The organism is Rhizobium sp. N324 (genome assembly GCF_001664485.1).
Lineage (GTDB): Bacteria > Pseudomonadota > Alphaproteobacteria > Rhizobiales > Rhizobiaceae > Rhizobium.
Genome location: NZ_CP013630.1, coordinates 927,404 through 953,450, shown reverse-complemented (window position 1 = coordinate 953,450; position 26,047 = coordinate 927,404). Strand labels below are relative to the sequence as shown.

Genomic DNA, 26,047 nt, shown 5'->3' with positions numbered 1-26,047 from the left:
TTGAGGAGTTTCAATCATGGCATCTAAAGAAATCAAGTTTGGTCGCACCGCGCGCGAAAAGATGCTGCGTGGCGTCGACATTCTCGCCGATGCAGTCAAGGTAACGCTCGGCCCGAAGGGCCGTAACGTCATCATCGACAAGTCCTTCGGCGCTCCGCGCATCACCAAGGACGGCGTTTCCGTCGCCAAGGAAATCGAACTCGAAGACAAGTTCGAAAACATGGGCGCCCAGATGGTCCGCGAAGTTGCTTCGAAGACCAACGACATCGCCGGCGACGGCACCACGACTGCAACCGTTCTTGCCCAGGCGATCGTTCGCGAAGGCAACAAGGCCGTTGCAGCCGGCATGAACCCGATGGACCTGAAGCGCGGTATCGACCTCGCTGTGGCCGACGTCGTAAAGGATCTCCAGGCCAAGGCCAAGAAGATCTCCACCTCGGAAGAAGTTGCACAGGTCGGCACGATCTCCGCAAACGGCGACAAGCAGGTCGGTCTCGACATTGCCGAAGCCATGCAGAAGGTCGGCAACGAAGGCGTCATCACGGTTGAAGAAGCCAAGACCGCCGAAACCGAACTCGAAGTCGTCGAAGGCATGCAGTTCGACCGCGGCTACCTCAGCCCCTACTTCGTGACCAACCCGGAAAAGATGGTCGCCGACCTCGAAGACGTCTTCATTCTCCTTCACGAGAAGAAGCTCTCGAACCTGCAGTCGATGCTCCCGGTTCTCGAAGCCGTCGTTCAGACCGGCAAGCCGCTCCTCATCATCGCTGAAGACGTCGAAGGCGAAGCTCTTGCGACCCTCGTCGTCAACAAGCTGCGCGGCGGCCTCAAGATCGCTGCCGTCAAGGCTCCGGGCTTCGGCGATCGCCGCAAGGCCATGCTCGAAGACATCGCCATCCTGACCGGCGGCACCGTGATCTCCGAAGACCTCGGCATCAAGCTGGAATCCGTCACGCTCGACATGCTCGGCCGTGCGAAGAAGGTTTCGATCTCCAAGGAAAACACCACGATCGTCGACGGTTCGGGCGCCAAGTCCGACATCGAAGGCCGTGTTGCCCAGATCAAGGCCCAGATCGAAGAAACCACCTCCGACTACGACCGCGAGAAGCTGCAGGAACGTCTTGCCAAGCTCGCCGGCGGCGTTGCCGTCATCCGCGTCGGCGGCTCGACGGAAGTCGAAGTGAAGGAAAAGAAGGACCGCATCGACGACGCACTCAACGCGACGCGCGCTGCCGTTCAGGAAGGCATCGTCCCCGGCGGCGGTATCGCTCTCCTGCGCTCCTCCACGAAGATCACCGTCAAGGGTGCAAACGACGACCAGGAAGCCGGCATCAACATCGTTCGCCGCGCCCTGCAGGCCCTCGTTCGCCAGATCGCTGAAAACGCAGGCGACGAAGCCTCGATCGTTGTCGGCAAGGTCCTCGACAAGAATGAAGACAACTTCGGCTACAACGCCCAGACGTCTGAATTCGGCGACATGATCTCCATGGGCATCGTCGACCCGCTCAAGGTCGTTCGTACCGCGCTGCAGAACGCTGCTTCTGTCGCATCGCTGCTGATCACCACCGAAGCCATGATCGCCGAACTGCCAAAGAAGGATGCCCCTGCCGGCATGCCTGGCGGCATGGGCGGCATGGGCGGAATGGACATGATGTGATAGGCCATAGGCCTTTCACACATTCCGGCATTCGGAACAGGAAGGGCGGCCCTCGGGTCGCCCTTTTCTTTTTGCCGCAAGCTTTGCTCGAAACGATTCGATCCGTTGCGCGCTATTTTGTGCCGCGCATCGTATGTGCCGACCGGCCAAGCTTTCGCGAGGCTTGCGCCGCTGTTTGTTTTTCTCTCCATGCAACATGCGGGCAATCGTCAGCTTGCGGGGATTTATCTCCCGCCAAGTGAGGCGAAACGGGGGAAAGGCGCCTAAAATTGAACTCCCGGCCTCCATTCTCACCAAGCAGCGCGGGGCTGCTAACATCTCCGGCAAAAGGATCGCGATCCGAACGCCCCTTAAAAAGCCGTTGCCGTTTGTGCAAAAGTTCCTATAAATCCGCGCTGCAATTGAAGCGCGCCCGGCGATCATTTTCGCTGTCAGACGAGCGCGGGAAGGCGATGCCAGAATAGTCGGTGTCGAAGGGCTCCGGTTTGGAGGCTCGGATAGCCGTGGCAATGATCGCTGGTATGGGTGCGGGCATTATGACCGCTGCTGCATAAGCCTGTCTCTAGTGTTTGCCGAGCGTGCGGCGGAGGAGCCGCATGCGAACGAGGGAACGCCTGTGTTTAAGATTGCCAAAGCCAATGCAGCCGTGCCGTTGCTGCCCGGTTCGATGAACGACAACAATCAACAGCACGAGATGCTGGCGCAGTTTTCCGTTTCCGAAAGCTGGGCCGGAGATCTGGCGAGCGGCGTGCTTCGTCTCGGCAAATGGAGCGCCATGCTGCACGGCCTCTCCGCAGAGGAATGCGGACTGCTGAACCTGATCCGATGCTACGATTCCGGAGATCGCAGTCACGTGCTGGAACTGTTCGAACAGGCAGCAACACACTGCTCCTCCTTCTGCTTTTCGACGACGATCATCATGCCGAACGGCCTGCGCCAGCCGCTATTCTGCATGGGCGAGTCAAACGGACTCGAGGAGAAATACAGCGGCAGCATGGCTGGCGTCTTCGTCTTTCCGCGCTTCAAGCTCGAAGGTGCGAGGCAGATTGCCAACCGGCAATAGAGGCGGTAGGGAACGTCTGCCCCTCACCCTAACCCTCTCCCCGTTTTACGGGGAGAGGGGACGTGCCCTGCGCGAGGTAAATGGCTGACGGTGAGGTAGCGGCATATCCCCTTCGCCCCGCGTGCGGGGAGAAGGTGCCGGCAGGCGGATGAGGGGCAGGCGGCGATCTCTGGCCGTCAGCTATTCCGGCTTGACCGGGATATTGAGCCCCCTGGCGCTGGCCGGGCGGGCGATGCAGCGTTGCAGCCAATCCGAAACGGCGGGGAAACTCGCATAGTCCAGAACCTCGCGGCCACCATAGAAGATGTCGGCGCCGCGGACCCAGGTGAAGGTAGTGATGTCGGCGATCGTATACTGATCGCCCATGATCCACTGCCGGCCCTTCAGCCGGCCTTCGAGCACGCCGAGCAGCCGCTTGGACTCATCGCGATAGCGCTCCACCGGATAGGAATTGTTGGCGACCTTGTCGGCGGCGAATTTATAGAAATGGCCGAACTGGCCGAACATCGGGCCGATGCCGGCCATCTGGAAAAACACCCACTGAATGCATTCGTAGCGGCCGGCGGCATTCTCGGGGATGAGCTTGCCGGTCTTTTCCGCGAGATAGAGCAGGATGGCGCCGGATTCGAAAAGGCCGATCGGTTTGCCATCAGGCCCGTTCGGATCGATGATCGCCGGGATACGGCCGTTCGGATTGAGAGATTCGAATTCGGGCGACTTCTGCTCGTTGACGGCGAAGGAAATATAATGCGGCTCATAGGCGAGCCCGAGTTCTTCGAGGGCGACGGATACCTTGACCCCGTTCGGCGTCTGCAACGAATAGAGCTGGATGATGTCAGAATTTTTCGCCGGCCAGCGGGTCGTGATCGGAAATGCGGACAGATCTGCCATCGGATTCTCCTTGTTGGGTGGCGACCATAAAAGACCGGCTTTGTGAAAGGCAAGCGACGACGGCGGGACATCGTTTCATATTATTGAACAAACTGTCCGCTTCCGTTTATCTTTCCACAATAGAAGAAAAAAGCGACATAGGAGGCATCCGAGGTCCATCCGGTGCCGGGGCACCAAGATCTCCAGAGTCCTTCAAACGGAGACAATATCCATGTCGAACGCCATCATCCTGATTGCCCGCATTCTTCTTTCCTTCATGTTCATCCTTTCCGGCTTCATGAAGCTCACCGATCCTGCCGGTACTGCGGGCATGATCGCCGGTGCCGGCCTGCCGGCAGCAACCCTGTTGGCCTATGTCGCAGGCCTTTTCGAACTGCTGGCCGGCCTTGCGGTTCTCACCGGCTTCCAGGTCCGCATCGCCGGCTGGCTGCTCGCCGCCTTCTGTGTCTTCACGGGCGTTGCCTTTCACCTGCCCTACGCAAGCGGCACGGAACTCGTGAACATTCTCAACCAGATCATGGTCATGAAGAACATCACTCTGGCCGGCGCGTATATCCTGCTCGCCACCGTCGGTGCCGGCGCCTATTCGATTGACGCCCGCCGCGGCGCCTATGCGGCTGCCTGATCCAGCAGACATCCTCCCAGACATGAGAGAACCCGCCGTCATTGAATTGACGGCGGGTTCTCTTATGCATTGATGGCTAGGATCAGAGGGCGGCGCGCACTGCGTCGATGATTGCCTGGACAACCGGCTCGTCGGCATGGCTCTGCTTGCGGGCGCGCACGAGGCAGGCCTGCGAATGCAGGATGACGCCGTCCTGGAGCACCTTCAGGTGGTTGGCGCGCAGGGTCGAGCCGGTGGAGGTGATGTCGACGATGATATCGGCCGAGCCTGAGGCCGGAGCACCCTCGGTGGCGCCGAGGCTTTCGACGATGCGATAAAGCTGGATGCCGTGCTGGCTCGAAAAGAACTGCTGGGTCAGGCGCCAGTATTTGGTGGCGATGGCAAGACGCCTGGAATGACGGGCGCGAAAATCAGCGGCGACGTCGCCGAGATCGGCCATGGTCTCGACATCCAGCCAGATCTCCGGCACGGCGACGACGACATCGGCATGGCCGAAGCCGAGGCGGGCGCAGAATTCGACGCGCTTGTCGACTTCGGCAAAACCCTCCCGCATCAGATCCTCACCGGTGACGCCGAAATCGACGGTGCCGTTGCCGAGTTCGCGGGAAATCTCGGAGGCCGAGAGGAAGGCGACCTCGACATCGTCCCAGCCTTCGACGCGGCCGCGATAGGAGCGGTCGTTGCCGACGGCCGAAATCGGCATGCCGGCCCGCTCGAAGATCGCCGAAGCGTCGTCCTTCATCCGGCCCTTGGAGGGAAGCGCGATGGTGATGGTCATGCGGCTGCCCTTTCGGTTTCGATGCGGTCGAGCCAGAAGGAGAAGCCGACGGCCGGAATGCGGTCGGTCGCGCCGAGGAAGGTCAGGAGCTTATCGAAGCGGCCACCGCCGGCCAGAACCGCGCTTGAGCCTTCCGCCGTCACCTCGAAGACGAGGCCGGTATAATAATCCAGCGGCCGTCCGAAGGCGGCGCGGTAATCGAGGCAGGACAGATCGACGCCGGCATCGGCAAGGGCGCCGACGCGACCGTTGAAACGGGAGAGTGCATTGCCGAGCTTCAGGCCGGCAGCATCGGCAAAGCCGGCGAGCGCCGCCGACGCATTGACGAGCGGCACGTCGAGCGACAGGAACTCTTCCAGCACATGGAAGGCGGCATCGTCGAGACGCGTCTCGGAAAGAATGAGCTTTTCCTTGAGCCGCCGGGCAATCTCCAGCGGCGAGCGGCTGGCATTGGTCGAATAGCCCGTGGCCTGCATCTCCTGCTCGAGATGGAAGACCAGCGCCTGCTCGTCGCCTGATGCGACAAGCTTTGCGATATCGTCGTCCAGCCCGGTGACGAATTGCGGGCTGACGAGACCGGCCAGCAGGGCTTCCAGCTGGGTCATGTTGCCGAAGGCATGGATCAGCCGCTTCTGCCAGCCGAGCGGCAGGCCGAGCGCCTGAACGACCGCCTCGAACACCGCCTGGTCGCCGAGCGTCACCGACAGGCGCCGGCCCGGCAGCAGGCGGGCGAGAATGCCGGTGGCGTCGCCGATGGCGCGAGCGTCGGCGCTCGGTATGTTGATATCGCCGAGATCCTCGATGCCGGCCTGGTAGAATTCGTTGGCGCCGTCGCGGCGCTGGCGGAAGACCTCGCCGAGATAGGCGTAACGCTTCGGCGTGCCGGTCGCCGTCTCGATGTGGCGCAGACAGACGGGGATGGTGAACTCCGGACGCAAGCAAAGGCTGGCGCCGGTTTCGCTCTCGGTCATGAAGATGCGGCGGCGCAGATCCTCGCCGGCGATATCGAGGAAGGGTTCGGCCGGCTGAATGACCGGCGTATCGATGCGCTCGGCCTTGCGGGCGTCGAATTCGGCAAGCAGCTCAGTAGAGAATTCCGGGAGGTTGATCAGGGGCATGGTGTCGCTCCCGGGAAAAGTCCCCTCCCCAACCCCTCCCCACAAGGGGGAGGGACTAATTCGCGGCGATCGTCGAACCAAATCGAGAGGACCTCCGGTGAAGCAAATGCTGCGTTGGGCACGGCGGCGCCACGTAAAGCCCCTCCCCCTTGTGGGGAGGGGTTGGGGAGGGGTTTACTGCGCATCACCCGCCCTCTTCCGATCCTCCGCCTGCGCCGCAAGGATTTCCCTCACCTTGGCGACCAAGTCGGCTTCCGGCACCGTCTCCTGCGCCACGCGGGCTTCGCGCCAGCTGGCATTGTCCTCGATCTCGCCGGAGAGCCGCTTGCCCTCGATCAGATCCTTGATCTGCACGACGCCGGTTGCGCGCTCATCGCCGCCCTGGATGATGGCGACGGGGCAGCCGCGGCGGTCGGCATATTTCAGCTGGTTGCCGAACTTCTTCCAATTGCCCTGGAACATCTCGGCACGGATGCCGGCGGCGCGCAGCTGCTGCGTCATCTTCTGATAGCGGCCCATCGCCTCGACATCGCCATCCATGACGGTCACCAGCACCGGCTCGATCATTTCGCTGGCGCCGAGCTTGCCGAGGTTCTTCAGCGCCGTCATCAGGCGGGAAACGCCGATCGAAAAGCCGGTTGCCGGCACCGGCTGGCCCATGAAACGGGAAACCAGGCCATCATAACGGCCACCGCCGCCGACCGCACCGAAGACGACCTTTTCGCCCTTTTCATTGGTGACGTCGAAGCTCAGTTCGGCCTCATAGACCGGGCCGGTATAATATTCGAGGCCGCGCACGACGGAGGGATCGATCTTGATGCGATCGGACTGGTAGCCGGCGCTCGCAACAAGCGCGCCGATGAAGTTCAGTTCCTCGACGCCTTCGCCGCCCTTCGACGTTCCGGCAACGAGTTCGGCGAGCTGAGCGGCGCTTTCGGCGTAGTCCTTGATGCCGACGAAGAACAGCACCTTGTCGATCTGCGCCTGGTCGAGACCGGCGCCCTTGGTGAAGTCGCCGGACTCATCCTTGCGGCCGGGACCGAGCAGCAGGGCAACGCCCTCAGGCCCGAACTTGTCGAGCTTGTCGATGGCGCGCAGCACGTTCAGCCGCTGGCCCGCCTTGTCGTCGCCGCCGAGGCCGATCGCCTCCAGCACGCCGTCCAGGACCTTGCGGTTGTTGACGCGGATGACGTAGTCGCCGCGCTTGATGCCGAGCGCTTCAAGCGTATCGGCCATCATCATGCACATTTCGGCATCAGCCTGGACACCCGGCGCGCCGACGGTATCGGCATCGAACTGCATGAACTGGCGGAAGCGGCCGGGGCCCGGCTTCTCGTTGCGGAAGACGTAACCGGCGCGATAGGTGCGGTAGGGCAGCTGGATTTCGTTGAAATTCTCGGCGACATGGCGGGCGAGCGGCGCCGTCAGGTCATAACGCAGCGACATCCATTGCTCGTCGTCGTCCTGCAGCGAGAACACGCCCTCGTTCGGCCGGTCGCTGTCAGGCAGGAACTTGCCGAGCGCATCGGTATATTCGAACTGCGGCGTTTCGAGCGGGTCGAAACCATAATGCTCGTAGACTTCCCGGATCTTTGCCGTCATCTCGTTGACGGCGCGGATATCGCCGGCCGTGCGGTCGACGAAGCCGCGCGGCAGGCGGGCCTTGAGCTTTTGCGGCTTCTTCTGCTTGTCGTTCATTTCCGGGAATTCCGCTGACTGTGACAGTGGCGGTTTCCTAGCGGATTGGGCGGGGAGCGGCAAGGGCGAAGGGTCTTGAAGCCGCAAGCCGAATCGATTGAAGCAGAGGCGCCTATCAGAATGCGGATATGCTCATGATCACCGAAACGCTTCTTTATGCCGCGACATGGCCGCTGACCGGCAATCCGCATCGAAAGTTCATCCGCTATTCCGTCAATCTCTGGTCACGGGCCGGGCGCTGCGCCCGGGATTGGGCCGAACATGAGACGATGAGCCGGAACGCGATCCGCGCGGCGGCGTCTGGTCTCAGGCAGAAGCGCACCGCCGTCGTGCTCGGCTCGGGCCTGCTGCGCGACGTGCCGATCGAGGCGCTGGCGCACGAGTTCGACACCGTCGTGCTGGTCGATCTCGTTCATCTCGCCTCGATGCGCCTATGGCTTGCGGCCAAGGGCTATCGCAATATCAGGCTGATCGAGCGCGATCTCTCCGGCTATGACGATCTTGCCGCCGGCGGAGCGCCCGAACCGCTCGGCTTCTTGCGCACCGTGCCCTATCTCGATTTTGTGGTTTCGGCCAATCTCCTGTCGCAGATCGGCCGGGGCGTGAAACGGCGCTACGACGCCGAGGCGGCCGGAATGCCTGCCGATACGGTGGAGCGGCTGATTGCGGCGCATCTGGCCGGGCTTTCGGGTCTCTCCTGTCGTCATTGCCTGGTGACCGACACCGCCTATGCCGTCATCGACCGCAACGGCCGGACGCATGAGGAGGCCGACCTGCTGCACGGCGTTTCGCCGCCGCCGTCAAAGGCGGCCTGGACATGGCCGGTGGCGCCGCTCGGCGAGGAGAGCCGGGATTACCGGATCGAGCACAAGGTGATGGCCACCTGGTGACCAGGATGTGACCGCCGATCGGCTTGGCTTGCATCCGGCATTCCCCTATATGAGGGACCATGCGCACGCTCGCCCTCATCACCATGGTTCTCGGTTGGCTGGTCTACAGCGCCATGTCTGCTTTGGCAGGCTGTCCGACCTGTGCGTCGATGAATGCCCCCGCCGCCGAAACCGGCATGCATCATCAGATGGCCGGCATGCAGATGCCTGACGCGGCGGGCAAGGCCGATCCCTTGAAAGACCCCTGCTCTACCGGCAACGCCGCGCATATGCCGCTTTGCAGCGCCTGTCTGCTGCTGCCGCCGGCCATCATGGTCGTCGATAGCGCAAAGCCTGTTTTCGCCTATCCCACCCCGGCGCTTGCCCGCGCCCTGGATGACGATCGGCCCGCTCCGCAGGCTCCCCCTCCCCGACTGTCCTGACATCACGCTTATGCATTGAGAAGCGAGCGGCTTCAGTCGCCCGCAACCCTATTGTCAGACAGAGGAAGGACCTCTCATGTCTCTGAAAGTCATCACATTTACTACCATGCTCGCCATCCTTGCGGCTCCCGCCCTTGCCGAAGACAAGGCCATGGATATGAGCAAGCCGATGGGCGGTCACGACGCGGCAAGCCATGCCTTCACCGAGGCGAACGACAAGATGCACAAGAATATGATGATCGAATATAGCGGCGATGCCGACGCGGATTTCGTCCGCGGCATGATCCCGCATCATCAGGGCGCGATCGACATGGCAAAGATCGAGCTGCAATACGGCAAGGATCCGGAAATCCGCAAGCTTGCCGAAGCCGTGATCAAGGCGCAGGAAGCCGAGATCGCCGAGATGAACGCCTGGCTCAAGGCCCGCGGCAAGTAGTCGATCACTCGCGAAAGGGGAACGCCGGAGATGACCGGCGGTCCCAGACTCTTTTACCTCATGCTCGACCAGCCCCTCATCCGGCTGCCGCCACCTTCTCCCCGTAAACGGGGCGAAGGGACCATGCCGCAACCTCTCCGTTCCCCGCATATCTTTCGCAGGGCACGTTCCCTCTCCCCGTTTCTACGGGGAGAGGGTTAGGGTGAGGGGCAACTTTCGTCATCCGAGTGGCACAGCGCCGGTGTTCTCAGCCTTTCGGCTCGAAATCGGCCGGGCGGCGGCCGGCGCCCTGCCGCGACAGCATCCAGCCCGGATATTCCGGAGCAAGGGCGCTGACCTCGTCGAGCCTATTCATATCGCCGTCGTCGAGCTTCAGCTTGACGGCGGCAAGATTCTGGTCGAGCTGGTCGACATGCTTGGCGCCGATGATGACGGTGGTGACGAAAGGCTTGGCGAGGATATAGGCGAGCGCCACGGTGGCGACGCTGACGCCGTGCTTTTCGGCGACCTCGCGCATGACGGCGACGCAGGCCCAGGCCTTGTCCTTATCAACCGGCGGGAAGTCGAAACTGGCGCGGCGGCCCTCGCCGTTACCGGGCGCGCCGGGACCGTATTTGCCGGACAAGAGACCGCCGGCGAGCGGCGACCAGACCATCAGCCCGAGCTTTTCCTCCTGCATCATCGGCACGATATCGCGCTCGAGATCGCGGCCGGCGATGGAATAATAGGCCTGCACCGTCTCGAAACGGGCAAAGCCGCGGCGGTCGGAAAGACCGAGCGCCTTGGAAATGCGCCAGGCCTGCCAGTTGGAGACGCCGATATAGCGCACGAGGCCGCGGGAGACGAGATCGTCGAGCGCGCGCAGCGTCTCCTCGATCGGCGTCACCGTATCGGTCGCGTGGATCTGATAGAGATCGATATGATCGGTCTGCAGGCGCTTGAGGCTCGCCTCGACGGAATCCATGATGTGGCCGCGCGAGGCGCCGCGGTCGTTCGGCTTGTCGCCCATGACGCCATAGACCTTGGTGGCGATGACGACGTCCTTGCGGGGCACGCCGAGGTTCTTCAGCGCCTGGCCGAGCAGCCTTTCGGACTCACCTGATGAATAGACGTCGGCCGTGTCGATGAAGTTGACGCCTGAAGCCAGCGAGCGCTCGACGATCCGGTCGGCGGCATTCTGGTCGACATCGGCGATGGCGCCCCACATGGTGCCCTGTTTGGCTTCGCCGAAGGTCATGGTGCCCAGGCAGATTTCGGAGACGAAAAGTCCCGTATTTCCGAGTTGGTTGTAACGCATGGTCGAATAAATCCTTTGTGTCTGCCGCAAGAGGGGCTTGCGAACGGAAGAACTTCATTTTTTGATTATTGGCCTGCGCGCGACAGGCACAGCCGTGGCTGGCTGTAAGGTGAGGCGATTTTCATGTAGTGCGGCAGCGAGGCTTTTCAACGCCGTGCCTTACCGCTGCGGAGATGAGCACTCTCGTCTCGACGCAGCCCTTGTCTCGACGCAGCCCTTGTCTAGACACAGGCGGCCGATAGATTGCCAGTCATATTTTAAGAGGTACGCATATGGCGACGCGACCACTGACCACCATCGGCTTCGATGCCGACGACACGCTCTGGCAGAACGAACAATATTACCGGCTGACGGAAGCGCATTTCACCGGGCTTCTGGCCGATTTTGCCGAAGGGCCGAAGATTTCCGAGCGGCTGCTGGAGGCCGAGAAGCGCAATCTTCGCCATTACGGCTTCGGCATCAAGGGTTTCACGCTGTCGATGATCGAGACGGCGATCGAGATCACCGAAGGCAAGATTCCCGCGAGCGTGATCGCCAAGATCCTCGATACCGGCCGCGATCTTCTTTCCCATCCTGTCGAGACCATGCCGCATGTGCGCGACACGCTGGAGGCGCTTGCCGGCAAATATCTGCTTGTCATGATCACCAAGGGCGATTTGTTCGACCAGGAGCGTAAGCTCGCCCAATCCGGGCTCGGCGACTTCTTCGATGCTGTCGAGATCGTCTCCGACAAGACGGCCGTCACCTATCGCCGCATCTTCGCCAAGGTCGGCGACGGGCCGGAACGGGCGATGATGGTCGGCAATTCGCTGAAATCGGACATCGTGCCGGCCATCGCCGCCGGCAGCTACGGCGTGTTCGTGCCGCATGAGCTGACCTGGGTGCTAGAACATGTGGACGAACCGACGGAAGCGCCGCGTTTCCGCAAGATCGGCCATCTCGGCGAATTGCGCGACCTGATCGACCGGCTGACATAGGCCGGACGCTCCCTTATTTGGCAGGGGCTTATTGCTGTTTGGCAGGCGCCTTCGGAAACAGCGACGGCTGCTGCGGCTCGGCCGGCGGTTGCTGCTGCTTCGGGGCAGCCGCCAAAGGCTCGATCAGGATGCTGAAGGGAGCGCCGAGGCCGCGGCGCGGCGACACCTTGGAATAATAGGGGCGCATCAGCCAGGTGGTGTTTTCCTTGACCGTCGTCTCGAAGCTCATGCCGTCCTCGTCGGTGCCGAAGAAGGCCTCGTCATCCGGTTTCGACAGGTCGAAGATCGCCAGGAAGGCGAATTTGCTCTTGGTGGCAAAGTCGATCTTCACATGCTGGCCGGCGCGCACCGGCAGCGTGTAGACATGGCTGTTGCCGAACTTCGTCCAGCCCTTGAGCTGCATGGTGACGGCCGGGAATTGCAGCTTCTCCAGCTTCTCGCCCGGATCGAGCTGCGGCGTCTGCGCCAGAGCGGGGACCGTCAGGAGGAAAAGGGTGGCGGCTGAGATCAATGTTCTCACGGATGCATCTTCTTTCATGGTCGCACCAGCACGGCGCGCATTTCCTCGACCTCGGGCCGGCAGAAGCAGCCCTCGAGATGATCGTTGACGAGACCCATCGCCTGCATGAAAGCATAAACTGTGGTCGGGCCGACAAAGGTCCAGCCGCGTTTCTTCAGATCCTTCGAAATGATGACCGAGGTCGGCGTCGTCGGATTGGCGACGATATGCTCCCGGTCGACCACCGCTGGCCGCTCGTTATGGCCGGGTTCATAGCGCCAGAAATAATGGGCGAGCGAGCCGAATTCATCGCGCAGCGCCAGAGCGCGCCTGGCATTGTTGATGGTGGAGACGATCTTGCCGCGATGGCGGATGATGCCGGCATCGCCAAGGCAGCGCGCGACATCCTCGTCGCCGAAAAGCGCGACCTTTTCGAAATCGAAGCCGGCAAAGGCGGCGCGGAAATTCTCGCGCTTGCGCAGGATGGTCAGCCAGGAAAGACCGGACTGGAAACCTTCAAGACAGATCTTCTCGAACAGGCGGATGTCATCAGTGACAGGGCGGCCCCATTCCTCATCGTGATAGTGGAGATAATCGGGCAGATTGGCGTGCCAGTGGCAGCGGCTCCTGCCGTCCTCGCCGATGATAATGCCTGTCTCGCTCATGTCCGCTTCATTCCCGGGTTCGTCCGCTCGCCGGTCCGCCTGGTTTTCCGGTCATGATTCCGGCTTTACCATTTGCAAACCGTCTTTCCAAACCGAACGGTAACCCTGACGAAAAGTTTATCCCACGGGTCGAGTTTTCATGAATCGATCTTTACCATTCGCTGGCGGATTGGGTGGCAGCGTCTTTCGCGGGCGGACGCCTCCGCCAGCGCATTTTCGGCCATTGTAGAGAGTCCGTCCGATGATGAAACAGTTTGTTCTCGCCGCAGCCGTCTTCGGCATTTTCTCCACGGCCGCCCTTGCAGACGACCGCTACGCCACCCGCCCGCCGGTCGTGCTCAGCCCCGACCTGACCGCGCCCTGGATCAACCAGCTCGGCGGCGGCGCGGTTCGTCCCGTCGTCTACCAGCGGCCGGTCGTCCAACAGCAGCAGCGCGGGCTTTTCCAGCGCCGGGTGCTGCGCCAGGCGCCGCAAGTCGCACCGCAGACCGTCTCGGCGATAAGCCCGGGCATACCGTCGATCCGCCATCCGATCGAGCCGCAATTCCTGCCGCAGCTGGTCGATTACGACACTCAGGAAAAACCCGGCACGATCGTCATCGATACCAACAACCGCTTCCTCTATCTGGTGATGGATGGCGGCAAGGCGCGGCGTTACGGTGTCGGCGTCGGCAAGCCCGGCTTCGAATGGGCCGGCGCCCACAAGATCACCCGCAAGCAGGAATGGCCGGACTGGACGCCGCCTTCCGAGATGATCAGCCGCGAAGCCGCCAAGGGCCACTACCTGCCGGCGCGGATGGACGGCGGCGCGGAAAACCCGCTCGGCGCCCGCGCCATGTATCTCGGCTCGACGCTTTACCGCATCCACGGCACCAACGCGCCCTGGTCGATCGGCAGCGCCGTCTCCTCCGGTTGCATCCGGTTGCGCAACGAAGATGTCGTCGATCTCTATGACCGCGTCCGCGTCGGAACCCGCGTCGTCGTCATGTAACGGCACATACGATATCTTGGAAGCCGCAAGAACAGGCGGCTTCCTTTCCCGAAATTGCTTTATCCGGCCGGGCCGATCTTGAATCGGGCAGAAGTTCATGTAGCTTCAGGCGGATTTGCTTGAGGGGAATCGATCATGATCAAATTGATGCCAGGTCTGGCCGCGGCCGGACTTGTCCTGTCCTTGATGTCCACATCCGCCTTTGCGGCGCCTGCCGGCTCCGACAACACCCAGCGTCCGGCGCAAGTCGTGCGTGTGGCGCAGATGCCGAAATATGTGAAGCCGCAGTTCAAGCGCAAGAAGGTGCGGCTGGTGACGACGGAAGCCGCCGGCACCGTGATCATCGATACCAACAACAAATATCTCTACCTCGTCGAAGGCAACAACCGCGCCACCCGCTACGGCATCGGTGTCGGCCGCGACGGCTTCGGCTGGTCGGGTATCGTCAAGATCGGCCGCAAAGCCGAATGGCCGGCATGGACACCGCCGGCCGAAATGCGCCGCCGCGAAGCCGCCAAGGGTCACATCATTCCGGCTTACCAGGAAGGCGGCGAGGACAATCCGCTCGGTGCGCGGGCCATGTATCTCTATCAGGGCGGCCGCGATACCATCTTCCGCATCCACGGCACCAATCAACCCTGGACGATCGGCCTCAACATGTCTTCCGGCTGCATCCGGATGATGAACGAGGACGTAACGCATCTTTACGATCGCGCGCCCGTCGGCACCAAGGTGATCGTCATCGGCCCCGGCAACAAGCAGGGCAAGGTCGCTTTCGAGGACAGGGGCATCGACGTGCTCCGCACCATGTTCGGCGGCTGAGCAACACCTATTAAAAAACGAAGGCGCTTTTTAGAGGCGCCTTTTATTTCTCTTGGACTTTGCGGCGGAAAGCTGGCAGACGTGCCTAGGAGTCGACATATTTGCAATATTGGGGCTATTCAATGACATATGCGCTGCGTTCCTCCGCCTCCCTGCTTGCGGGCATCGCGTTTTTCACCATCTGTTCGGCAGCCTCCGCCTCGGCGGAAGACCTGCAATTCTCCATCTACGGCGGCTATCAGACGGCTCCGCACAGCGGCGTCGATCTTTCCGACGGCACGCATTTCACCGCCGGCTGGGAAGGCAAGTCCTTCGGCAGCCCGCCCTACTACGGCGGCCGCGTCACCTGGTGGCTGGAAAATTTCAACAAGCCGAACTGGGGTATTTCGCTCGATTATACCCATGACAAGGTCTATGCCGACGACGATACGCTCGCCAAGACCGGCTGGTCGCATTTCGAATTCACCGACGGCCTGAACCTGCTGACGGTGAACGGGCTCTATCGCTTCCAGGATCCGGCCCGCCGCTGGACGCCCTATCTCGGTGCCGGTGTCGGTGTGAACATTCCGCATGTCGAAGTGATTCGCCCCGAGGGCAAGACCTGGGCTTATGAATTCGGCGGCGTGACGCTGCAGGCCCAGGCCGGCGTCGACTTCAAGGTGACCGACCGATGGTCGACCTTCGTCGAATACAAGGGCACCTATTCACGTGTCGACGTTCCGATCGACAGCGGCGTGGACCTGAAGACCAACATCTTCACCAATGCCGTCAATGTCGGCGTGTCGTTCCACTGGTAATTGAATCGTTAGAGCGGTCCATTGAGGACCGCTCTAATTTTTGCTGTGGCGCAACTCCGGACGGAATGCCGCTTCACACTTTTGAAATTGCTTTATTTAGTGCCGCAGCTGACCTTGCCCTCGACGGCAAAGGGTTTTTCACCGCCTGCGATCGTCAGGGAATAGGTGCCGCTGAAATTTGCCGCCGGCTTGCCGCGTTCGCCGGCAACCACAACGAGATCCAGCGTTGCTCCACCGGTGTCATCTTCGCCGCCGTCGAAGACTTCGAGCAGCAGATCGCCAGCGCGCGACCAATGGTTGGTCAGATGCTGCGATTCGAACACACGTTTGCCGAACACGGTCGCTTGGGCCGGGTCCTTGACGACAAGCGCGCCGCGGAAATGGTTGAGCTTGTGGCCGGCTTCGCTTTCGAAGCCGCTCTCGAGCGTGAAGCGCGCTTCCTTGTCATCGGCAGAACAGAAAAAACGGCTGTCGGCATGGGCGGCGCCCGCCGCACCGAGCAGTCCGGCAAATACGATCATTCCCCGCCACATCGTCCAAACTCCCGAGACAGGCCCGACAGGCCTTTCACGTCAGCCTAACGGCAAATCTCTTAATTTTTCCGGCACAGCGCCGCCATAAGCCCAATCGAGCAGCTCGACCGTATGCAGGATCGGCATGCCGGTGCCGGTGGCGATCTGGGTGATGCAGCCGATATTGCCGGTGGCGATGATATCGGCCTTGGTGGCTTCGATGTTTTTGACCTTGCGTGCCTTCAGCGCCGCCGAAATCTCCGGCTGCATGATGTTATAAGTGCCGGCCGAGCCGCAGCAGAGATGGCCTTCGGCGGGATCGCGCACGGTAAAGCCCGCCGCTTTGAGCAATTGCTTCGGCGTCAGCGTGATGCGCTGGCCGTGCTGCATGGAACAGGCGGAGTGATAGGCGACGGTGATGCTCTTCGGCATGTGCGCCGGCAGCTCGAGGGTTGCGAGATATTCGGTGATATCCTTGGCAAGGCCTGAGACCCTCGCCGCCTTTGTCGCATAGGCGGGATCGAGGCGCAGCATATGGCCGTAATCCTTGATCGTCGTGCCGCAGCCAGAGGCGGTGATGACGATCGCGTCAAGCCCCTGCCCGTCGATTTCGCGTGTCCAGAGATCCACATTGGCCCGCGCACTTTCGAGCGCCTGCTCGGCGCGGCCCATGTGATGGACGAGCGACCCGCAGCAGACCTCGCCTTCCGGCAGTACCACCTCGACGCCAAGTCGCGTCAGCAGCCGGATCGCCGCCGCATTGATGCCGGGATCGAGCACCGGCTGGGCGCAGCCGGACAGCATCGCCACCCGGCCGCGCCGTTCGGCTTCAGGCAGATAGCTGCCGGGTTTTGCCAAGGCGGACGCTGCGGGCACACGGCGCGGCGCAAGCGCCAGCATGGCGGCAAAGGGTTTGAGCGCCGCTCCCCGCATCAGCCCGGCGAAGGGCCGGCCGAGACGGGCGAGATTGAGCGCCAGGCGGAAGCGGCCGGGATAGGGCAGCACGGCGGCAAGGATGGCGCGCGTCAACCTGTTCATGAAGGGGCGCTTGTAGGTCTTTTCGATATGGGCGCGGGCGTGATCGACCAGATGCATGTAGTCGACGCCGGAGGGACAGGTGGTGACGCAGGCCAGGCAGGAGAGACAGCGGTCGATATGGGTGACGACCTCGGCATCGGCCGGCCGGCCGTTTTCCAGCATGTCCTTGATCAGGTAGATCCGGCCGCGCGGACTGTCGAGTTCGTTGCCGAGCGTCACATAGGTGGGACAGGTGGCGGTGCAGAAACCGCAATGGACGCATTTGCGCAGGATTTGCTCGGATTCGGCGACATCGGGGTCGAGGAGCTGGGCAAGGGTGAAGTTGGTTTGCATTTATGCGGCCTCCAGCGGGGTTTCATTGCGCTGGAGCGAGGCAGTAGCCACTTGCTCCCTCTTCTCCCCAGCGGGGAGAAGTGCCGAGCAAAGCGAGGCGATGAGGGGGTGAGCGACGAAAGGAGCGAGCATCTGAGCGGCAAGCGAAGATGACTTCTGCCGTGCCGCCCCCCTCATCCGACCCTTCGGGCCACCTTCTCCCCGCTGGGGAGAAGAGGGAGCAAGCCCAGCCTTAGTACCATCTCTCAAGGCCGATATTCCCAGATAGCTCGAAAACGACATCTCAGCCACCCATCTTCCCCGGATTGAAAATCCCCGCCGGATCGAACTTCTCCCTCACCCGCCGCGACAGCATCGCCACAGCCTCGGGCTCCGGATGAAACGCCGCGGTTGTCGCCCTCGCCTCGCCCGAGGCACGGATCAGCGTCGCGTGGCCGCCGCCCAGAGCTTTGATAAAGCGGCGGACCAGCTCGCCTTCGGGGCCGGCCTCCATGCGCATCCAGACGAGACCGCCCTGCCAATCATAAAAGGCGTCGACGCCGGCTTCGAGGCGGAGCGCCGCGACCAGCTGGTGGCCGGTGCCGGGGGCGACCGAGACGCGCCAGACCGGCCGCGACGTCGCATCGGCGTAGGGCACAACGTCACGGATTTCCTGCCAGAGCCTGCGGCTTTCCGGCTCGTCCAGCCGCGTCACCGCTGCGAAGGCCGACATTGCAGCCGTAAGCTTTTCCAAACGCACATCGACCGAGCCGGCGAGGCCTTCGATACGCAGAACCGTCGCCTCGCCCTCCGGCAGTTTGCCGGCGAGGAATTTCCACGTCACCGTCAAGGGCAGATGGGCCGCACCCGAGACCTCGGCCGGCAGCGCCATGGCCGCAGCCATGGCCTCTGCCGCCTCGGCGTCGTTGAGCCCCGACAGCACCACTGTGCGCTCGGTCTTCGGACGCGGCGGCACGCGGAAGGTGACTTCGGTGAGGAAACCGAGCGTGCCATGCGAGCCGGCGATCAGCTTGACGAGATCGAGGCCGGTGACGTTTTTCATCACCCGGCCGCCGGCCTTGATGATCTCGCCCTTGCCGTTGACGAAGCGCACGCCGAGCAGGCTGTCGCGGGCGGCGCCCGCAATCAGCCGGCGCGGGCCGGAGACATTGGCGGCAAAGACGCCGCCGATGGACGGCTCCCCCGAGGTGCCCATCACCGGGCGATGATCCATCGGTTCGAAGGCGAGCATCTGACCGCTTTCGGAAAGGGCCGCCTCGACCTCGGCAAGCGGCGTTCCCGATCGCACCGTCATGACCATTTCGCCGGGATTATAGGCGACGATTCCGGTAAGCCCGGTCGAGCGCAGCCGCTCCTCGCAGGCGACGGCATTGCCGAAGCCGGCGCGGCTATCGCCGCCGCAGATAGCGAGCGGCCGGCCGCTCTCGGCATGGGTGCGGACGATCGCTGCCGCCTCCTCCTCGCTCGTCGGCATCAGATCGATCATGCGGCAGGGCGCCCTTCGAGCGGGAAGACCTTCGATGGATTGAGAAGCCAGCCGGGATCGAAGGCGGCGCGCGCCGCCATCTGCTGGGCAAGATCGGCTTCGGAATATTGATGCCGCATCAGGTCGCGCTTCTCGATACCGACACCATGTTCGCCGGTCAGGCAGCCACCGGCATCAACGCAGAGTTTGAGGATGTCGTTGCCGGCGGCCTCGGCGCGGGCGGCATCCTCGGGATCGTTGGCGTTGAACAGGATCAGCGGATGCATGTTGCCGTCGCCGGCATGGAAGACGTTGGCGACCCGCAGACCGTAATGATCGATGATCTCGGCCGTCTTCTTCAGCACATGCGACAGCTGGCTGAGCGGCACGGTGCCGTCCATGCAGATATAGTCGGCGATGCGGCCGGTGGCGCCGAAGGCGGATTTGCGGCCCTTCCAGATCAGCGCCGCTTCGGTCGCCGACTGGCATTCGCGCACGGTCTTGACGCCGTGCCGGCGGGCGATTGCGACAATGTCCGTCAAGGTGGCGTCCATTTCCGCTTCCGAACCTTCGACCTCGACGATCAGCAGCGCGCCGACATCGAGGGGATAACCGGCATGGGCAAAGGCCTCGCAGATCTCGATCGCCGGCTTGTCCATGAATTCGATCGCAACCGGGATGATGCCGGCGGCGATGACATCGGCGACACAGGCGCCGGCCTCTTCCGAAGCTTCGAAGCCGAAGAGCACCGGGCGCGCGCCTTCCGGCTTGGCGATCAGCCGCACCGTCGCCTCGGTGACGATGCCGAGCTGGCCTTCGTGGCCGCAGACGAGGCCGAGCAGATCGTAACCGGCGGCGTCCAGCGCCTTGCCGCCGAGTTCGATCACCGTGCCGTCGACCAGCACCATCCGAACGCCGAGCAGATTGTTGGTGGTGACGCCGTATTTCAGGCAGTGGGCACCGCCGGAATTCATGCCGATATTGCCGCCGATAGTGCAGGCGAGCTGCGAACTCGGATCGGGCGCGTAGAAGAAGCCCTCCGCCGAGACGGACTCGGAGATATTGAGATTGGTGACACCGGCCTGAACCACGGCAACGCGGTTCGGCAGATCGATTTCGAGGATGCGGTTCATCTTCGACAGGCCGAGCACGACGGCATCTTCCTGCGGAATGGCGCCGCCGGAAAGCGAGGTGCCGGCACCGCGCGGCACGACGGGAATGCCGTAGCGGTGGCAATAACGCATGATGGCAGAGACCTCGGCCGTGTTGCGCGGCAGGGCGACGGCGAGCGGCAGGCGACGGTAGGACACGAAAGCATCGGTCTCGAAGGGCACCAGCTCGCGCGCTTCATGCACCAGGCATTCCGGCGGCAGCAGATCTGTGAGATCGGCGACGATCTGGGCGCGGCGGGCCAGGACATCGGCGCGGGGTTTGAGAAACGATATGGCGTCGGACATGGCGCTCTCAGGCCTTTGACATCGTGACGACGGGAAATGACGGCCGAAAACCTCCTGCCGCCGACAGATCGGCTTAGCACTTTCCCGAAAGGGGCGCAAATGCTAAGCACTTATGTCAAAAGGGGAAAAAATCGAAAACCGCATGACCAATCTCGGCGATCTCGAAATCTTTGCCAAGGTCGTTTCGACCGGCAGCATGTCGCTTGCCGGGCGGGCGCTCGGCTTTTCCCCGGCCGTGGTCTCCAAGCGGATCAAGCGGCTGGAGGACCGGCTCGGCACCCGGCTGTTGCAGCGCACGACGCGGCAGATCTCGCTGACGGAAGCCGGACAGGGCTTTTACGACCGCGTTCTCGGCATTCTCGCCGGGCTGGAAGAGGCGGAATTCTATATTTCCGGCCGTTCGGCGCAGATGCACGGCACGTTGAAGATCTCGGCGCCGACCTCTTTCGGGCGCATGCACATCGCGCCGCATCTGAAGGCGTTCATGCGGGCGCATCCGGAGCTGGCCATCAATCTGGTGCTGACCGACGAATTCAGCGACATCGTCGGCGGCGGCTTCGATCTGGCGATCCGCATCGCCGAGCTCACCGATTCGAGCCTCGTCGCCCGCCGGCTGGCGCCGGTGCGCCGGCTGCTCTGCGCCTCGCCGGACTATCTCGCGGCACATGGCGAGCCCGGCCACATCGACGAACTGAAACATCACCGCTGCCTGCCGGCGCATAATGGCGATACCTGGCGCCTGAACGGGCCGGACGGGATGCTCAGCCTGCGGCCGGAGGGCCTGCTGATCACCAACTCCAGCGAGGTGATCCGCGAGGCGGTCATCGCCGGCCTCGGGATCGCCCTGCGCTCCACCTGGGATATCGGCGAAGAGCTCAAGGCCGGCCGTCTGGTGCAGGTGCTGCCGGCCTATGAAGGCTCGCACAATGTCGCGCTGTCGGCCGTCTATCCCAGCCGGCAGTTCCTGCCGGCCAAGGTGCGGCTGTTCATCGATTATCTCGCCGAGCTTTACGGGCCTGTGCCCTATTGGGAGCGCTGACGACAGGCGCCCGTTTCAGCGCGAGAGGTCGAGATAGGCGTTGGCCACCATCGCGTCGATATCGCCGGGAACCGGCACGACGCAGCATTCGGGACCGACCTTGCCCCTGGCGATGCGTTCCAGGCAGCGGGCCTGCAGGGTGAAGCCGAGATCCATCGATTCGACCGTGTTGCCGAGCGGCCGCGGGCCGGCGAGATTGGCCATGTGGCCGCCGCCGAGCACGTGAAAAGAGCGGCCGTCGCTGAGATAGAAGGTCTCGATATGATCGGCCTCGTAGCGATCGACGCCGATGACGTCGGGATGGCGGCGAAAGGCCTCGACATCGATCTCACGCGGGAAATGGCCGCCATTCATCAGGATCGCGCCGTCCTTGACGAGCGGCAGGTCAGCCGCCGTGAGGATGCCGGCAAATCCCGTGACGGTGACGACTATATCCGCCGTGCGGATCGCCGCTTCGCGCAGCGGCGTGACGAAACCATCGAGATGGGCTTCTAGTGTGACCACCGGATCGATATCGACGACGCTGACGGTGGAGAACGCGTTGCGGAAACAGGCGGCCGTGCCCTTGCCGCAGGCGCCATAGCCGAACACCGTCACGCGTTTGCCGTGGGTAGATCGGTTGGTGAAGCGCAGATAGCTTTCGAACAGGCTCTGTCCCACGGCATGCCGGTTTTCGGCAAACTGCTTGATCGGGCTGTCGTTGATGACGAGGATCGGCATGTTGAGGCGCTCGCGCAGCGGCAGCAGCCGCGTGCGCCCCGAGGTGGTCTCCTCGGTGCCGCCGCGGAGATTGGCATAAGGCTTTTCCGCCGCAATGGCGAAGAGATCGCCGCCATTGTCGAGCAGCAGATCCGGCTTTTCGGCAATCACCGCTTCGAGACTGCCATGGTGGGCGGCGGCATCGGTCGTCTGCGTGGCGAAGACCGTGATACCCTGCGCACGCAGGAACTCGACCGTCGAAGGTTGCGTGCTGTTGAGATTGCCGGTGCAGACCAGACGGGCGCCGCCGGCGCGTAACGTCATCAGCAGCGCCACCGTCTTCGGCTCGAGATGAATACCGGTGCCGATCGACAGCCCGGCGAAGGGACGCGTCCGCTCGAATTCGGCCGCCGTCGCCTTCAGCAGCCGGCAGCTGCTGCCGATCCAGTCGATGCGCGTCGCGGTCTTTTCCATCATCTCATCCCTGTTGCCGATATCCCGCCATGTCTAGCGATGCCACAGGGCGGCGAATATGGAGGTTATTCTGGCGACGGAGCAGAAAAACTGCCCTTTCCGCTCCCGGACTGGCACAGCCAGCCTGATAAGGCGGCAAAACCCGGACGTTTGGCATCCGGCGTGCGGCAGCAGAGGCTGTAGCCGGACGGCCGGGCGATGAAGCCATAGGGCGCGACCAGCTGCCCGCGCTGAAGATCGTCCTCGATCGAGGCGCGCGGCGCAACGGCGATGCCGAGGCCGGAGCGGGCGGCACCAAGCGCCAGCAGCAGATCCTCGAATTCCTGACAGCGGGAAAAGGCGACCGGCGGCGTGCCGCTTTCGGCAAACCATTCGCCCCACAGCTTCGGAACGCTGCGGCTGGCGAGCATGGCAAGCCGGCCCATCGCCGCCGGATCCTCCGACAGCATTGCGGCAAGCGCCGGTGTGGCGACCGGACCGAACTCGTCTTCCATGAACCGCACCGCGGTCACGCCTGCGGCCGGCCGGTATTCGCCGCCCATGATCACCGCGTCCAGTTCCGGGTGCATATTGAGCGGTTCGACCACGCTCATCGGCACGATATCGACCGCCGTATCGCCGAGGTGCGCCTGCATGTCGGCAACGCGCGGCATCAGCCACCAGACCGCGAAAGCGGAGGGCACGCCGAGCCGGATGCGGCCCGGCACGACGCCTTCGAGCTCGCAAGCGGCGCGTTGCAGAATGTCGAAAGCCGCGCTGCAAGCCTCGGCGAAAGCGCTCGCCTCTGCGGTCGGAACCAGCCTGCGGCCGTCGCGCAGAAAGAGATTGCGGCCGAAGTGGCCCTCCAGCGTGGCGATCTGCTGGCGCACGGCGCCGCGCACCACGTTCAGCTCTTCGGCAGCCTTCAGAATGCTGCCGTGACGGTAGACCGCCTCGAAGGCGCGGACGGCATTGAGCGGCGGAAGACGCATGATTACCACGATCACAAATGACAGTGGATCACTTGATCTTGCCATTGAAGGAAAGGCAAGACCGCGCCATATTGTACAGCTGTGCAATGTGACGCATTCGAGACAGGACGTGACGGATTTCTGAGCCTGCCCCAGCTCGATTTCCCTTAAGGAACGGCGATCCAGTCGCCTCTCGGAGCGGCCGCGGCTTTTGGATTGTGTCAGATTTTCGTGATACACTATATGAGTGATTCCTAACAACCACTGCGAAGGTGACCCGACAATTGACTCTTCTCGCCCGATTGGCATCCGATGTGCAGCTGATGTTCCGGCGTCCGCCGCGACAGCAATATGGTGCGATCTGCTATCGGGTGAAGAAGAAGAGCGGTGAGGTCGAGGTGCTGTTGATGACCAGCCGCGATACCGGCCGCTGGGTCATTCCCAAGGGCTGGCCGATGACCGGCAAATGCGCCCATGAGGTCGCCGCACAGGAGGCCTTTGAGGAAGCCGGCGTGCGCGGCGCGGTCGAGACGGAAACGCTCGGCGCATACAGCTACTCGAAAGTGCTGCGCGACGGCGTGCAGGTGGCCTGCAAGGTGCAGGTCTATGGGCTCGAAGTCACCGACATGGCGAAAAACTTCAAGGAGAAGGGCGAGCGCCGCATCGAATGGGTCTCCTTCGACGAGGCGGCCGGGCGCGTGCGCGAGCCGGAGCTGCGCGGCCTTTTCCTGGCCTTCAAGCGAAAGATAACCGAAAGGCTTTCGGCAAAAGCGGCCAAACAGGGGCCGGCGGAAAAGCAAATCCCGGCGGAATGAATCCTGCCATCTTGCGATGCTAGAAAAGCAGCGTAGAAGCAGATTTCATACCTCGGAAAAAGAATGCCGCCACGTCCCACAATCCTGACGAAACGCACGCTCGACAAAGACCTCGCCAAGATCACCCATGCCGAGGACGCGACGAAGCATGTCTTGCGGCGGCTGGTGGCGCCCGGTCTCGGGCTGATCTTCGTCGGCCTGACCATGATCTTTGCCGGCGTCTACGTGTTCGACCATCCCGGAGCGGTGCTCGTCGTGGCGGCGGCCGCCCTTGCCGGCTACATGGCGATGAACATCGGCGCCAACGACGTGACCAACAATGTCGGCGCGGCCGTCGGGGCGCGGGCCATGACGATGGGCCAGGCGCTTGTTATCGCTGCGATTTTCGAGGTTCTCGGCGCAACGATCGCCGGCGGCGAGGTCGTCAGGACGATTTCCTCCAACATCGTCGACGCCGTCCAGGTGCCGCAGGCGGCACTCGGCTGGATCATGATGGCTGCGCTGATGGCTGCCGCCCTCTGGATCCATCTCGCGACCTGGATGAATGCCCCGGTTTCCACCACCCATGCGATCGTCGGCGCGGTGATCGGCGCCGGCATCGCAGCCGTCGGGCCGGAACCGGTGAATTGGCGGGTGATGGTGGAGATCACCTCGAGCTGGATCACCTCGCCGCTGATCGGCGGGCTGATCGCGGCCGGGCTGCTCTACCTCGTCAAGACGCTGATCATCTATCGCGACGACAAGATCGCGGCTGCTCGGCGTTGGGTGCCGGTGCTGGTCGCGGTGATGACCGGCAGCTTCATGGCCTATATGGTGCTGCAGCTGTCGCCCACCGGCAAATTTCCGGCTTTCACCATCATCCTCATCGGCATCGGCATCGGGCTGGTCAGCTGGCTTATCGCCCGGCCGCTTGTACTCGCCCAGGCGCGCGATCTCGAAAACCGCAACAGCTCGCTGCGGGTGCTGTTCCGGCTGCCGCTCATCGGCTCTGCCGCGCTGCTGTCCTTCGCGCATGGCGCAAACGATGTTTCGAACGCGGTCGGGCCGCTTTCGGCGATCGTCCACTCGGTCGGCATCGGTGGCGGCGACGGCAGCATTGGCCATCCGCCCCTCTGGGTGATGCTGATCGGCGCCTTCGGCATCTCCGTTGGCCTGCTGCTGTTCGGCCCGCGCCTCATCCGCCTCGTCGGCGAGGAAATCACCAAGCTCAATCCGATGCGCGCCTATTGCGTCGCGCTGTCGACCGCCTTCACCGTCATCGTCGCCTCCTGGCTCGGCCTGCCGGTCAGCACCACGCATATCGCCGTCGGCTCCGTTTTCGGCGTCGGCTTCTTCCGCGAATGGTATACGCGCCATTCGAAGCGCCGCATTGCCTATGTCAGGCGCAGGGTCGAGAGCTTCGATATCGACGAACCGGATGAAGCGAACGTCCACGAGACACGGCGGCGCTATCTTGTGCGCCGCTCGCATTTCATGACGATCATCGCCGCCTGGATCGTCACCGTGCCGATTTCGGCCGCGCTTGCGGCAGGGATTAATTGGGTTATGTTCGCGCTCTTCGTCTAGAACAGGATGATTTTAGGCCGGCTCGGCCTAAAATCTGAATCCTGTTATAAATTAAAGAGTTAGAGCATGATGT

The 26,047-nt window shown here is 62.7% G+C and carries 26 protein-coding genes; 13 read left to right on the top strand and 13 right to left on the bottom strand.

Annotated elements, in window-relative coordinates; translation table 11 throughout:
• Positions 1-16: 16 nt before the first annotated feature.
• Together groL and AMK05_RS04535 are read left to right on the top strand one after the other, a co-directional pair.
• A complete protein-coding gene (groL, locus tag AMK05_RS04545; RefSeq protein WP_064836929.1) occupies positions 17-1,657 on the top strand; it encodes a chaperonin GroEL in 1,641 nt (546 codons plus the stop codon).
• A gap of 616 nt (positions 1,658-2,273) precedes the next feature.
• Positions 2,274-2,720, top strand: a complete 447-nt coding sequence (locus tag AMK05_RS04535) for a hypothetical protein (protein ID WP_064841268.1) — start codon at positions 2,274-2,276, stop codon at positions 2,718-2,720.
• A 180-nt stretch (positions 2,721-2,900) separates the two neighbouring features.
• Here AMK05_RS04535 and AMK05_RS04530 read toward each other — a convergent pair whose 3' ends face one another.
• A complete protein-coding gene (locus AMK05_RS04530) occupies positions 2,901-3,611 on the bottom strand; it encodes a glutathione binding-like protein (protein WP_064836926.1) in 711 nt (236 codons plus the stop codon).
• 211 nt (positions 3,612-3,822) lie between these two features.
• Between AMK05_RS04530 and AMK05_RS04525 the strand changes: the two genes are divergently transcribed.
• Positions 3,823-4,236 carry a DoxX family protein gene (locus AMK05_RS04525; protein WP_003588305.1) on the top strand — a complete coding sequence of 138 codons (414 nt, stop codon included), beginning with the start codon at positions 3,823-3,825 and terminating at the stop codon, positions 4,234-4,236.
• 82 nt (positions 4,237-4,318) lie between these two features.
• Here the strand turns inward: AMK05_RS04525 and hisG are convergent, their stop codons facing one another.
• The 3 genes from hisG to hisS all read right to left on the bottom strand — a co-directional run bounded on the left by hisG (position 4,319) and on the right by hisS (position 7,830).
• Positions 4,319-5,014, bottom strand: a complete 696-nt coding sequence (hisG, locus tag AMK05_RS04520) for an ATP phosphoribosyltransferase (RefSeq protein WP_064836924.1) — start codon at positions 5,012-5,014, stop codon at positions 4,319-4,321.
• Positions 5,011-6,132, bottom strand: a complete 1,122-nt coding sequence (locus AMK05_RS04515) for an ATP phosphoribosyltransferase regulatory subunit (protein ID WP_064836922.1) — start codon at positions 6,130-6,132, stop codon at positions 5,011-5,013. The genes hisG and AMK05_RS04515 overlap by 4 nt, the downstream gene beginning before the upstream one ends.
• A gap of 174 nt (positions 6,133-6,306) precedes the next feature.
• On the bottom strand, positions 6,307-7,830 hold the full coding sequence (gene hisS / locus AMK05_RS04510; RefSeq protein WP_064836920.1) for a histidine--tRNA ligase: 1,524 nt from the start codon (positions 7,828-7,830) through the stop codon (positions 6,307-6,309).
• Positions 7,831-7,964: 134 nt separating this feature from the next.
• Here hisS and AMK05_RS04505 point away from each other — a divergent pair, with 134 nt between their 5' ends.
• The 3 genes from AMK05_RS04505 to copM all read left to right on the top strand — a co-directional run bounded on the left by AMK05_RS04505 (position 7,965) and on the right by copM (position 9,578).
• Positions 7,965-8,720, top strand: a complete 756-nt coding sequence (locus AMK05_RS04505; protein ID WP_064841267.1) for a hypothetical protein — start codon at positions 7,965-7,967, stop codon at positions 8,718-8,720.
• A 59-nt stretch (positions 8,721-8,779) separates the two neighbouring features.
• Positions 8,780-9,142 carry a hypothetical protein gene (locus tag AMK05_RS04500; RefSeq protein ID WP_064836918.1) on the top strand — a complete coding sequence of 121 codons (363 nt, stop codon included), beginning with the start codon at positions 8,780-8,782 and terminating at the stop codon, positions 9,140-9,142.
• Between the two features lie 76 nt (positions 9,143-9,218).
• Complete coding sequence (gene copM, locus AMK05_RS04495) at positions 9,219-9,578, top strand: CopM family metallochaperone (RefSeq protein WP_064836916.1); 360 nt, start codon at positions 9,219-9,221, stop codon at positions 9,576-9,578.
• Between the two features lie 247 nt (positions 9,579-9,825).
• Here copM and AMK05_RS04490 read toward each other — a convergent pair whose 3' ends face one another.
• The gene (locus AMK05_RS04490; RefSeq protein ID WP_064836914.1) at positions 9,826-10,875 is read right to left on the bottom strand and encodes an aldo/keto reductase; all 1,050 of its coding nucleotides are present in this window, start codon (positions 10,873-10,875) and stop codon (positions 9,826-9,828) included.
• Positions 10,876-11,147: 272 nt separating this feature from the next.
• On the opposite strand from AMK05_RS04490, the gene AMK05_RS04485 reads away from it, so the two are divergent.
• Positions 11,148-11,852, top strand: a complete 705-nt coding sequence (locus AMK05_RS04485) for an HAD family hydrolase (protein WP_064836912.1) — start codon at positions 11,148-11,150, stop codon at positions 11,850-11,852.
• A 28-nt stretch (positions 11,853-11,880) separates the two neighbouring features.
• Here AMK05_RS04485 and AMK05_RS04480 read toward each other — a convergent pair whose 3' ends face one another.
• Together AMK05_RS04480 and AMK05_RS04475 are read right to left on the bottom strand one after the other, a co-directional pair.
• Complete coding sequence (locus tag AMK05_RS04480) at positions 11,881-12,390, bottom strand: hypothetical protein (protein ID WP_064836910.1); 510 nt, start codon at positions 12,388-12,390, stop codon at positions 11,881-11,883.
• Positions 12,387-13,016 (bottom strand): DNA-3-methyladenine glycosylase I, encoded by a 630-nt coding sequence (locus AMK05_RS04475; RefSeq protein ID WP_064836908.1) that lies wholly within the window; start codon positions 13,014-13,016, stop codon positions 12,387-12,389. The genes AMK05_RS04480 and AMK05_RS04475 overlap by 4 nt, the downstream gene beginning before the upstream one ends.
• A gap of 241 nt (positions 13,017-13,257) precedes the next feature.
• On the opposite strand from AMK05_RS04475, the gene AMK05_RS04470 reads away from it, so the two are divergent.
• The 3 genes from AMK05_RS04470 to AMK05_RS04460 all read left to right on the top strand — a co-directional run bounded on the left by AMK05_RS04470 (position 13,258) and on the right by AMK05_RS04460 (position 15,626).
• Complete coding sequence (locus tag AMK05_RS04470; protein ID WP_064836906.1) at positions 13,258-14,007, top strand: L,D-transpeptidase; 750 nt, start codon at positions 13,258-13,260, stop codon at positions 14,005-14,007.
• A gap of 135 nt (positions 14,008-14,142) precedes the next feature.
• Positions 14,143-14,829 carry a L,D-transpeptidase gene (locus AMK05_RS04465; RefSeq protein ID WP_064836904.1) on the top strand — a complete coding sequence of 229 codons (687 nt, stop codon included), beginning with the start codon at positions 14,143-14,145 and terminating at the stop codon, positions 14,827-14,829.
• Between the two features lie 122 nt (positions 14,830-14,951).
• Positions 14,952-15,626 (top strand): outer membrane protein, encoded by a 675-nt coding sequence (locus AMK05_RS04460; protein WP_064841266.1) that lies wholly within the window; start codon positions 14,952-14,954, stop codon positions 15,624-15,626.
• A 92-nt stretch (positions 15,627-15,718) separates the two neighbouring features.
• Here the strand turns inward: AMK05_RS04460 and AMK05_RS04455 are convergent, their stop codons facing one another.
• From AMK05_RS04455 to AMK05_RS04440, 4 genes are all read right to left on the bottom strand, one after another.
• Positions 15,719-16,159 (bottom strand): hypothetical protein, encoded by a 441-nt coding sequence (locus tag AMK05_RS04455; protein WP_064836902.1) that lies wholly within the window; start codon positions 16,157-16,159, stop codon positions 15,719-15,721.
• Between the two features lie 39 nt (positions 16,160-16,198).
• Positions 16,199-17,509, bottom strand: coding sequence for a glycolate oxidase subunit GlcF (gene glcF / locus AMK05_RS04450; protein WP_064836896.1), 1,311 nt, complete (start codon positions 17,507-17,509; stop codon positions 16,199-16,201).
• 283 nt (positions 17,510-17,792) lie between these two features.
• On the bottom strand, positions 17,793-18,995 hold the full coding sequence (locus AMK05_RS04445) for an FAD-binding protein (protein ID WP_064836894.1): 1,203 nt from the start codon (positions 18,993-18,995) through the stop codon (positions 17,793-17,795).
• A complete protein-coding gene (locus AMK05_RS04440) occupies positions 18,992-20,431 on the bottom strand; it encodes an FAD-linked oxidase C-terminal domain-containing protein (protein ID WP_064836892.1) in 1,440 nt (479 codons plus the stop codon). The genes AMK05_RS04445 and AMK05_RS04440 overlap by 4 nt, the downstream gene beginning before the upstream one ends.
• A gap of 142 nt (positions 20,432-20,573) precedes the next feature.
• Here AMK05_RS04440 and AMK05_RS04435 point away from each other — a divergent pair, with 142 nt between their 5' ends.
• Entirely contained in the window at positions 20,574-21,470 is an 897-nt protein-coding gene (locus tag AMK05_RS04435) for a LysR family transcriptional regulator (RefSeq protein ID WP_064836890.1), read from the top strand.
• Positions 21,471-21,485: 15 nt separating this feature from the next.
• Here AMK05_RS04435 and AMK05_RS04430 read toward each other — a convergent pair whose 3' ends face one another.
• Both AMK05_RS04430 and AMK05_RS04425 read right to left on the bottom strand, forming a co-directional pair.
• Complete coding sequence (locus AMK05_RS04430) at positions 21,486-22,643, bottom strand: adenosylhomocysteinase (RefSeq protein ID WP_064836888.1); 1,158 nt, start codon at positions 22,641-22,643, stop codon at positions 21,486-21,488.
• Between the two features lie 65 nt (positions 22,644-22,708).
• Positions 22,709-23,614 carry a LysR substrate-binding domain-containing protein gene (locus AMK05_RS04425; RefSeq protein WP_171899748.1) on the bottom strand — a complete coding sequence of 302 codons (906 nt, stop codon included), beginning with the start codon at positions 23,612-23,614 and terminating at the stop codon, positions 22,709-22,711.
• Positions 23,615-23,877: 263 nt separating this feature from the next.
• Between AMK05_RS04425 and AMK05_RS04420 the strand changes: the two genes are divergently transcribed.
• Positions 23,878-24,408 carry an NUDIX hydrolase gene (locus AMK05_RS04420; RefSeq protein WP_064836884.1) on the top strand — a complete coding sequence of 177 codons (531 nt, stop codon included), beginning with the start codon at positions 23,878-23,880 and terminating at the stop codon, positions 24,406-24,408.
• 63 nt (positions 24,409-24,471) lie between these two features.
• Positions 24,472-25,974, top strand: a complete 1,503-nt coding sequence (locus AMK05_RS04415) for an inorganic phosphate transporter (RefSeq protein WP_064836880.1) — start codon at positions 24,472-24,474, stop codon at positions 25,972-25,974.
• The last annotated feature ends 73 nt before the right edge of the window (positions 25,975-26,047 follow it).

Excerpts from the sequence above, each read along its gene's own strand:
- groL (WP_064836929.1), top strand. The coding sequence starts at position 17 with ATGGCATCTAAAGAAATCAAGTTTGGTCGCACCGCGCGCGAAAAGATG.
- AMK05_RS04530 (WP_064836926.1), bottom strand. The coding sequence starts at position 3,611 with ATGGCAGATCTGTCCGCATTTCCGATCACGACCCGCTGGCCGGCGAAA.
- AMK05_RS04525 (WP_003588305.1), top strand. The coding sequence starts at position 3,823 with ATGTCGAACGCCATCATCCTGATTGCCCGCATTCTTCTTTCCTTCATG.
- hisG (WP_064836924.1), bottom strand. The coding sequence starts at position 5,014 with ATGACCATCACCATCGCGCTTCCCTCCAAGGGCCGGATGAAGGACGAC.
- AMK05_RS04515 (WP_064836922.1), bottom strand. The coding sequence starts at position 6,132 with ATGCCCCTGATCAACCTCCCGGAATTCTCTACTGAGCTGCTTGCCGAA.
- hisS (WP_064836920.1), bottom strand. The coding sequence starts at position 7,830 with ATGAACGACAAGCAGAAGAAGCCGCAAAAGCTCAAGGCCCGCCTGCCG.
- AMK05_RS04505 (WP_064841267.1), top strand. The coding sequence starts at position 7,965 with ATGATCACCGAAACGCTTCTTTATGCCGCGACATGGCCGCTGACCGGC.
- AMK05_RS04500 (WP_064836918.1), top strand. The coding sequence starts at position 8,780 with ATGCGCACGCTCGCCCTCATCACCATGGTTCTCGGTTGGCTGGTCTAC.
- copM (WP_064836916.1), top strand. The coding sequence starts at position 9,219 with ATGTCTCTGAAAGTCATCACATTTACTACCATGCTCGCCATCCTTGCG.
- AMK05_RS04490 (WP_064836914.1), bottom strand. The coding sequence starts at position 10,875 with ATGCGTTACAACCAACTCGGAAATACGGGACTTTTCGTCTCCGAAATC.
- AMK05_RS04485 (WP_064836912.1), top strand. The coding sequence starts at position 11,148 with ATGGCGACGCGACCACTGACCACCATCGGCTTCGATGCCGACGACACG.
- AMK05_RS04480 (WP_064836910.1), bottom strand. The coding sequence starts at position 12,390 with ATGAAAGAAGATGCATCCGTGAGAACATTGATCTCAGCCGCCACCCTT.
- AMK05_RS04475 (WP_064836908.1), bottom strand. The coding sequence starts at position 13,016 with ATGAGCGAGACAGGCATTATCATCGGCGAGGACGGCAGGAGCCGCTGC.
- AMK05_RS04470 (WP_064836906.1), top strand. The coding sequence starts at position 13,258 with ATGATGAAACAGTTTGTTCTCGCCGCAGCCGTCTTCGGCATTTTCTCC.
- AMK05_RS04465 (WP_064836904.1), top strand. The coding sequence starts at position 14,143 with ATGATCAAATTGATGCCAGGTCTGGCCGCGGCCGGACTTGTCCTGTCC.
- AMK05_RS04460 (WP_064841266.1), top strand. The coding sequence starts at position 14,952 with ATGACATATGCGCTGCGTTCCTCCGCCTCCCTGCTTGCGGGCATCGCG.
- AMK05_RS04455 (WP_064836902.1), bottom strand. The coding sequence starts at position 16,159 with ATGTGGCGGGGAATGATCGTATTTGCCGGACTGCTCGGTGCGGCGGGC.
- glcF (WP_064836896.1), bottom strand. The coding sequence starts at position 17,509 with ATGCAAACCAACTTCACCCTTGCCCAGCTCCTCGACCCCGATGTCGCC.
- AMK05_RS04445 (WP_064836894.1), bottom strand. The coding sequence starts at position 18,995 with ATGATCGATCTGATGCCGACGAGCGAGGAGGAGGCGGCAGCGATCGTC.
- AMK05_RS04440 (WP_064836892.1), bottom strand. The coding sequence starts at position 20,431 with ATGTCCGACGCCATATCGTTTCTCAAACCCCGCGCCGATGTCCTGGCC.
- AMK05_RS04435 (WP_064836890.1), top strand. The coding sequence starts at position 20,574 with ATGACCAATCTCGGCGATCTCGAAATCTTTGCCAAGGTCGTTTCGACC.
- AMK05_RS04430 (WP_064836888.1), bottom strand. The coding sequence starts at position 22,643 with ATGGAAAAGACCGCGACGCGCATCGACTGGATCGGCAGCAGCTGCCGG.
- AMK05_RS04425 (WP_171899748.1), bottom strand. The coding sequence starts at position 23,614 with ATGCGTCTTCCGCCGCTCAATGCCGTCCGCGCCTTCGAGGCGGTCTAC.
- AMK05_RS04415 (WP_064836880.1), top strand. The coding sequence starts at position 24,472 with ATGCCGCCACGTCCCACAATCCTGACGAAACGCACGCTCGACAAAGAC.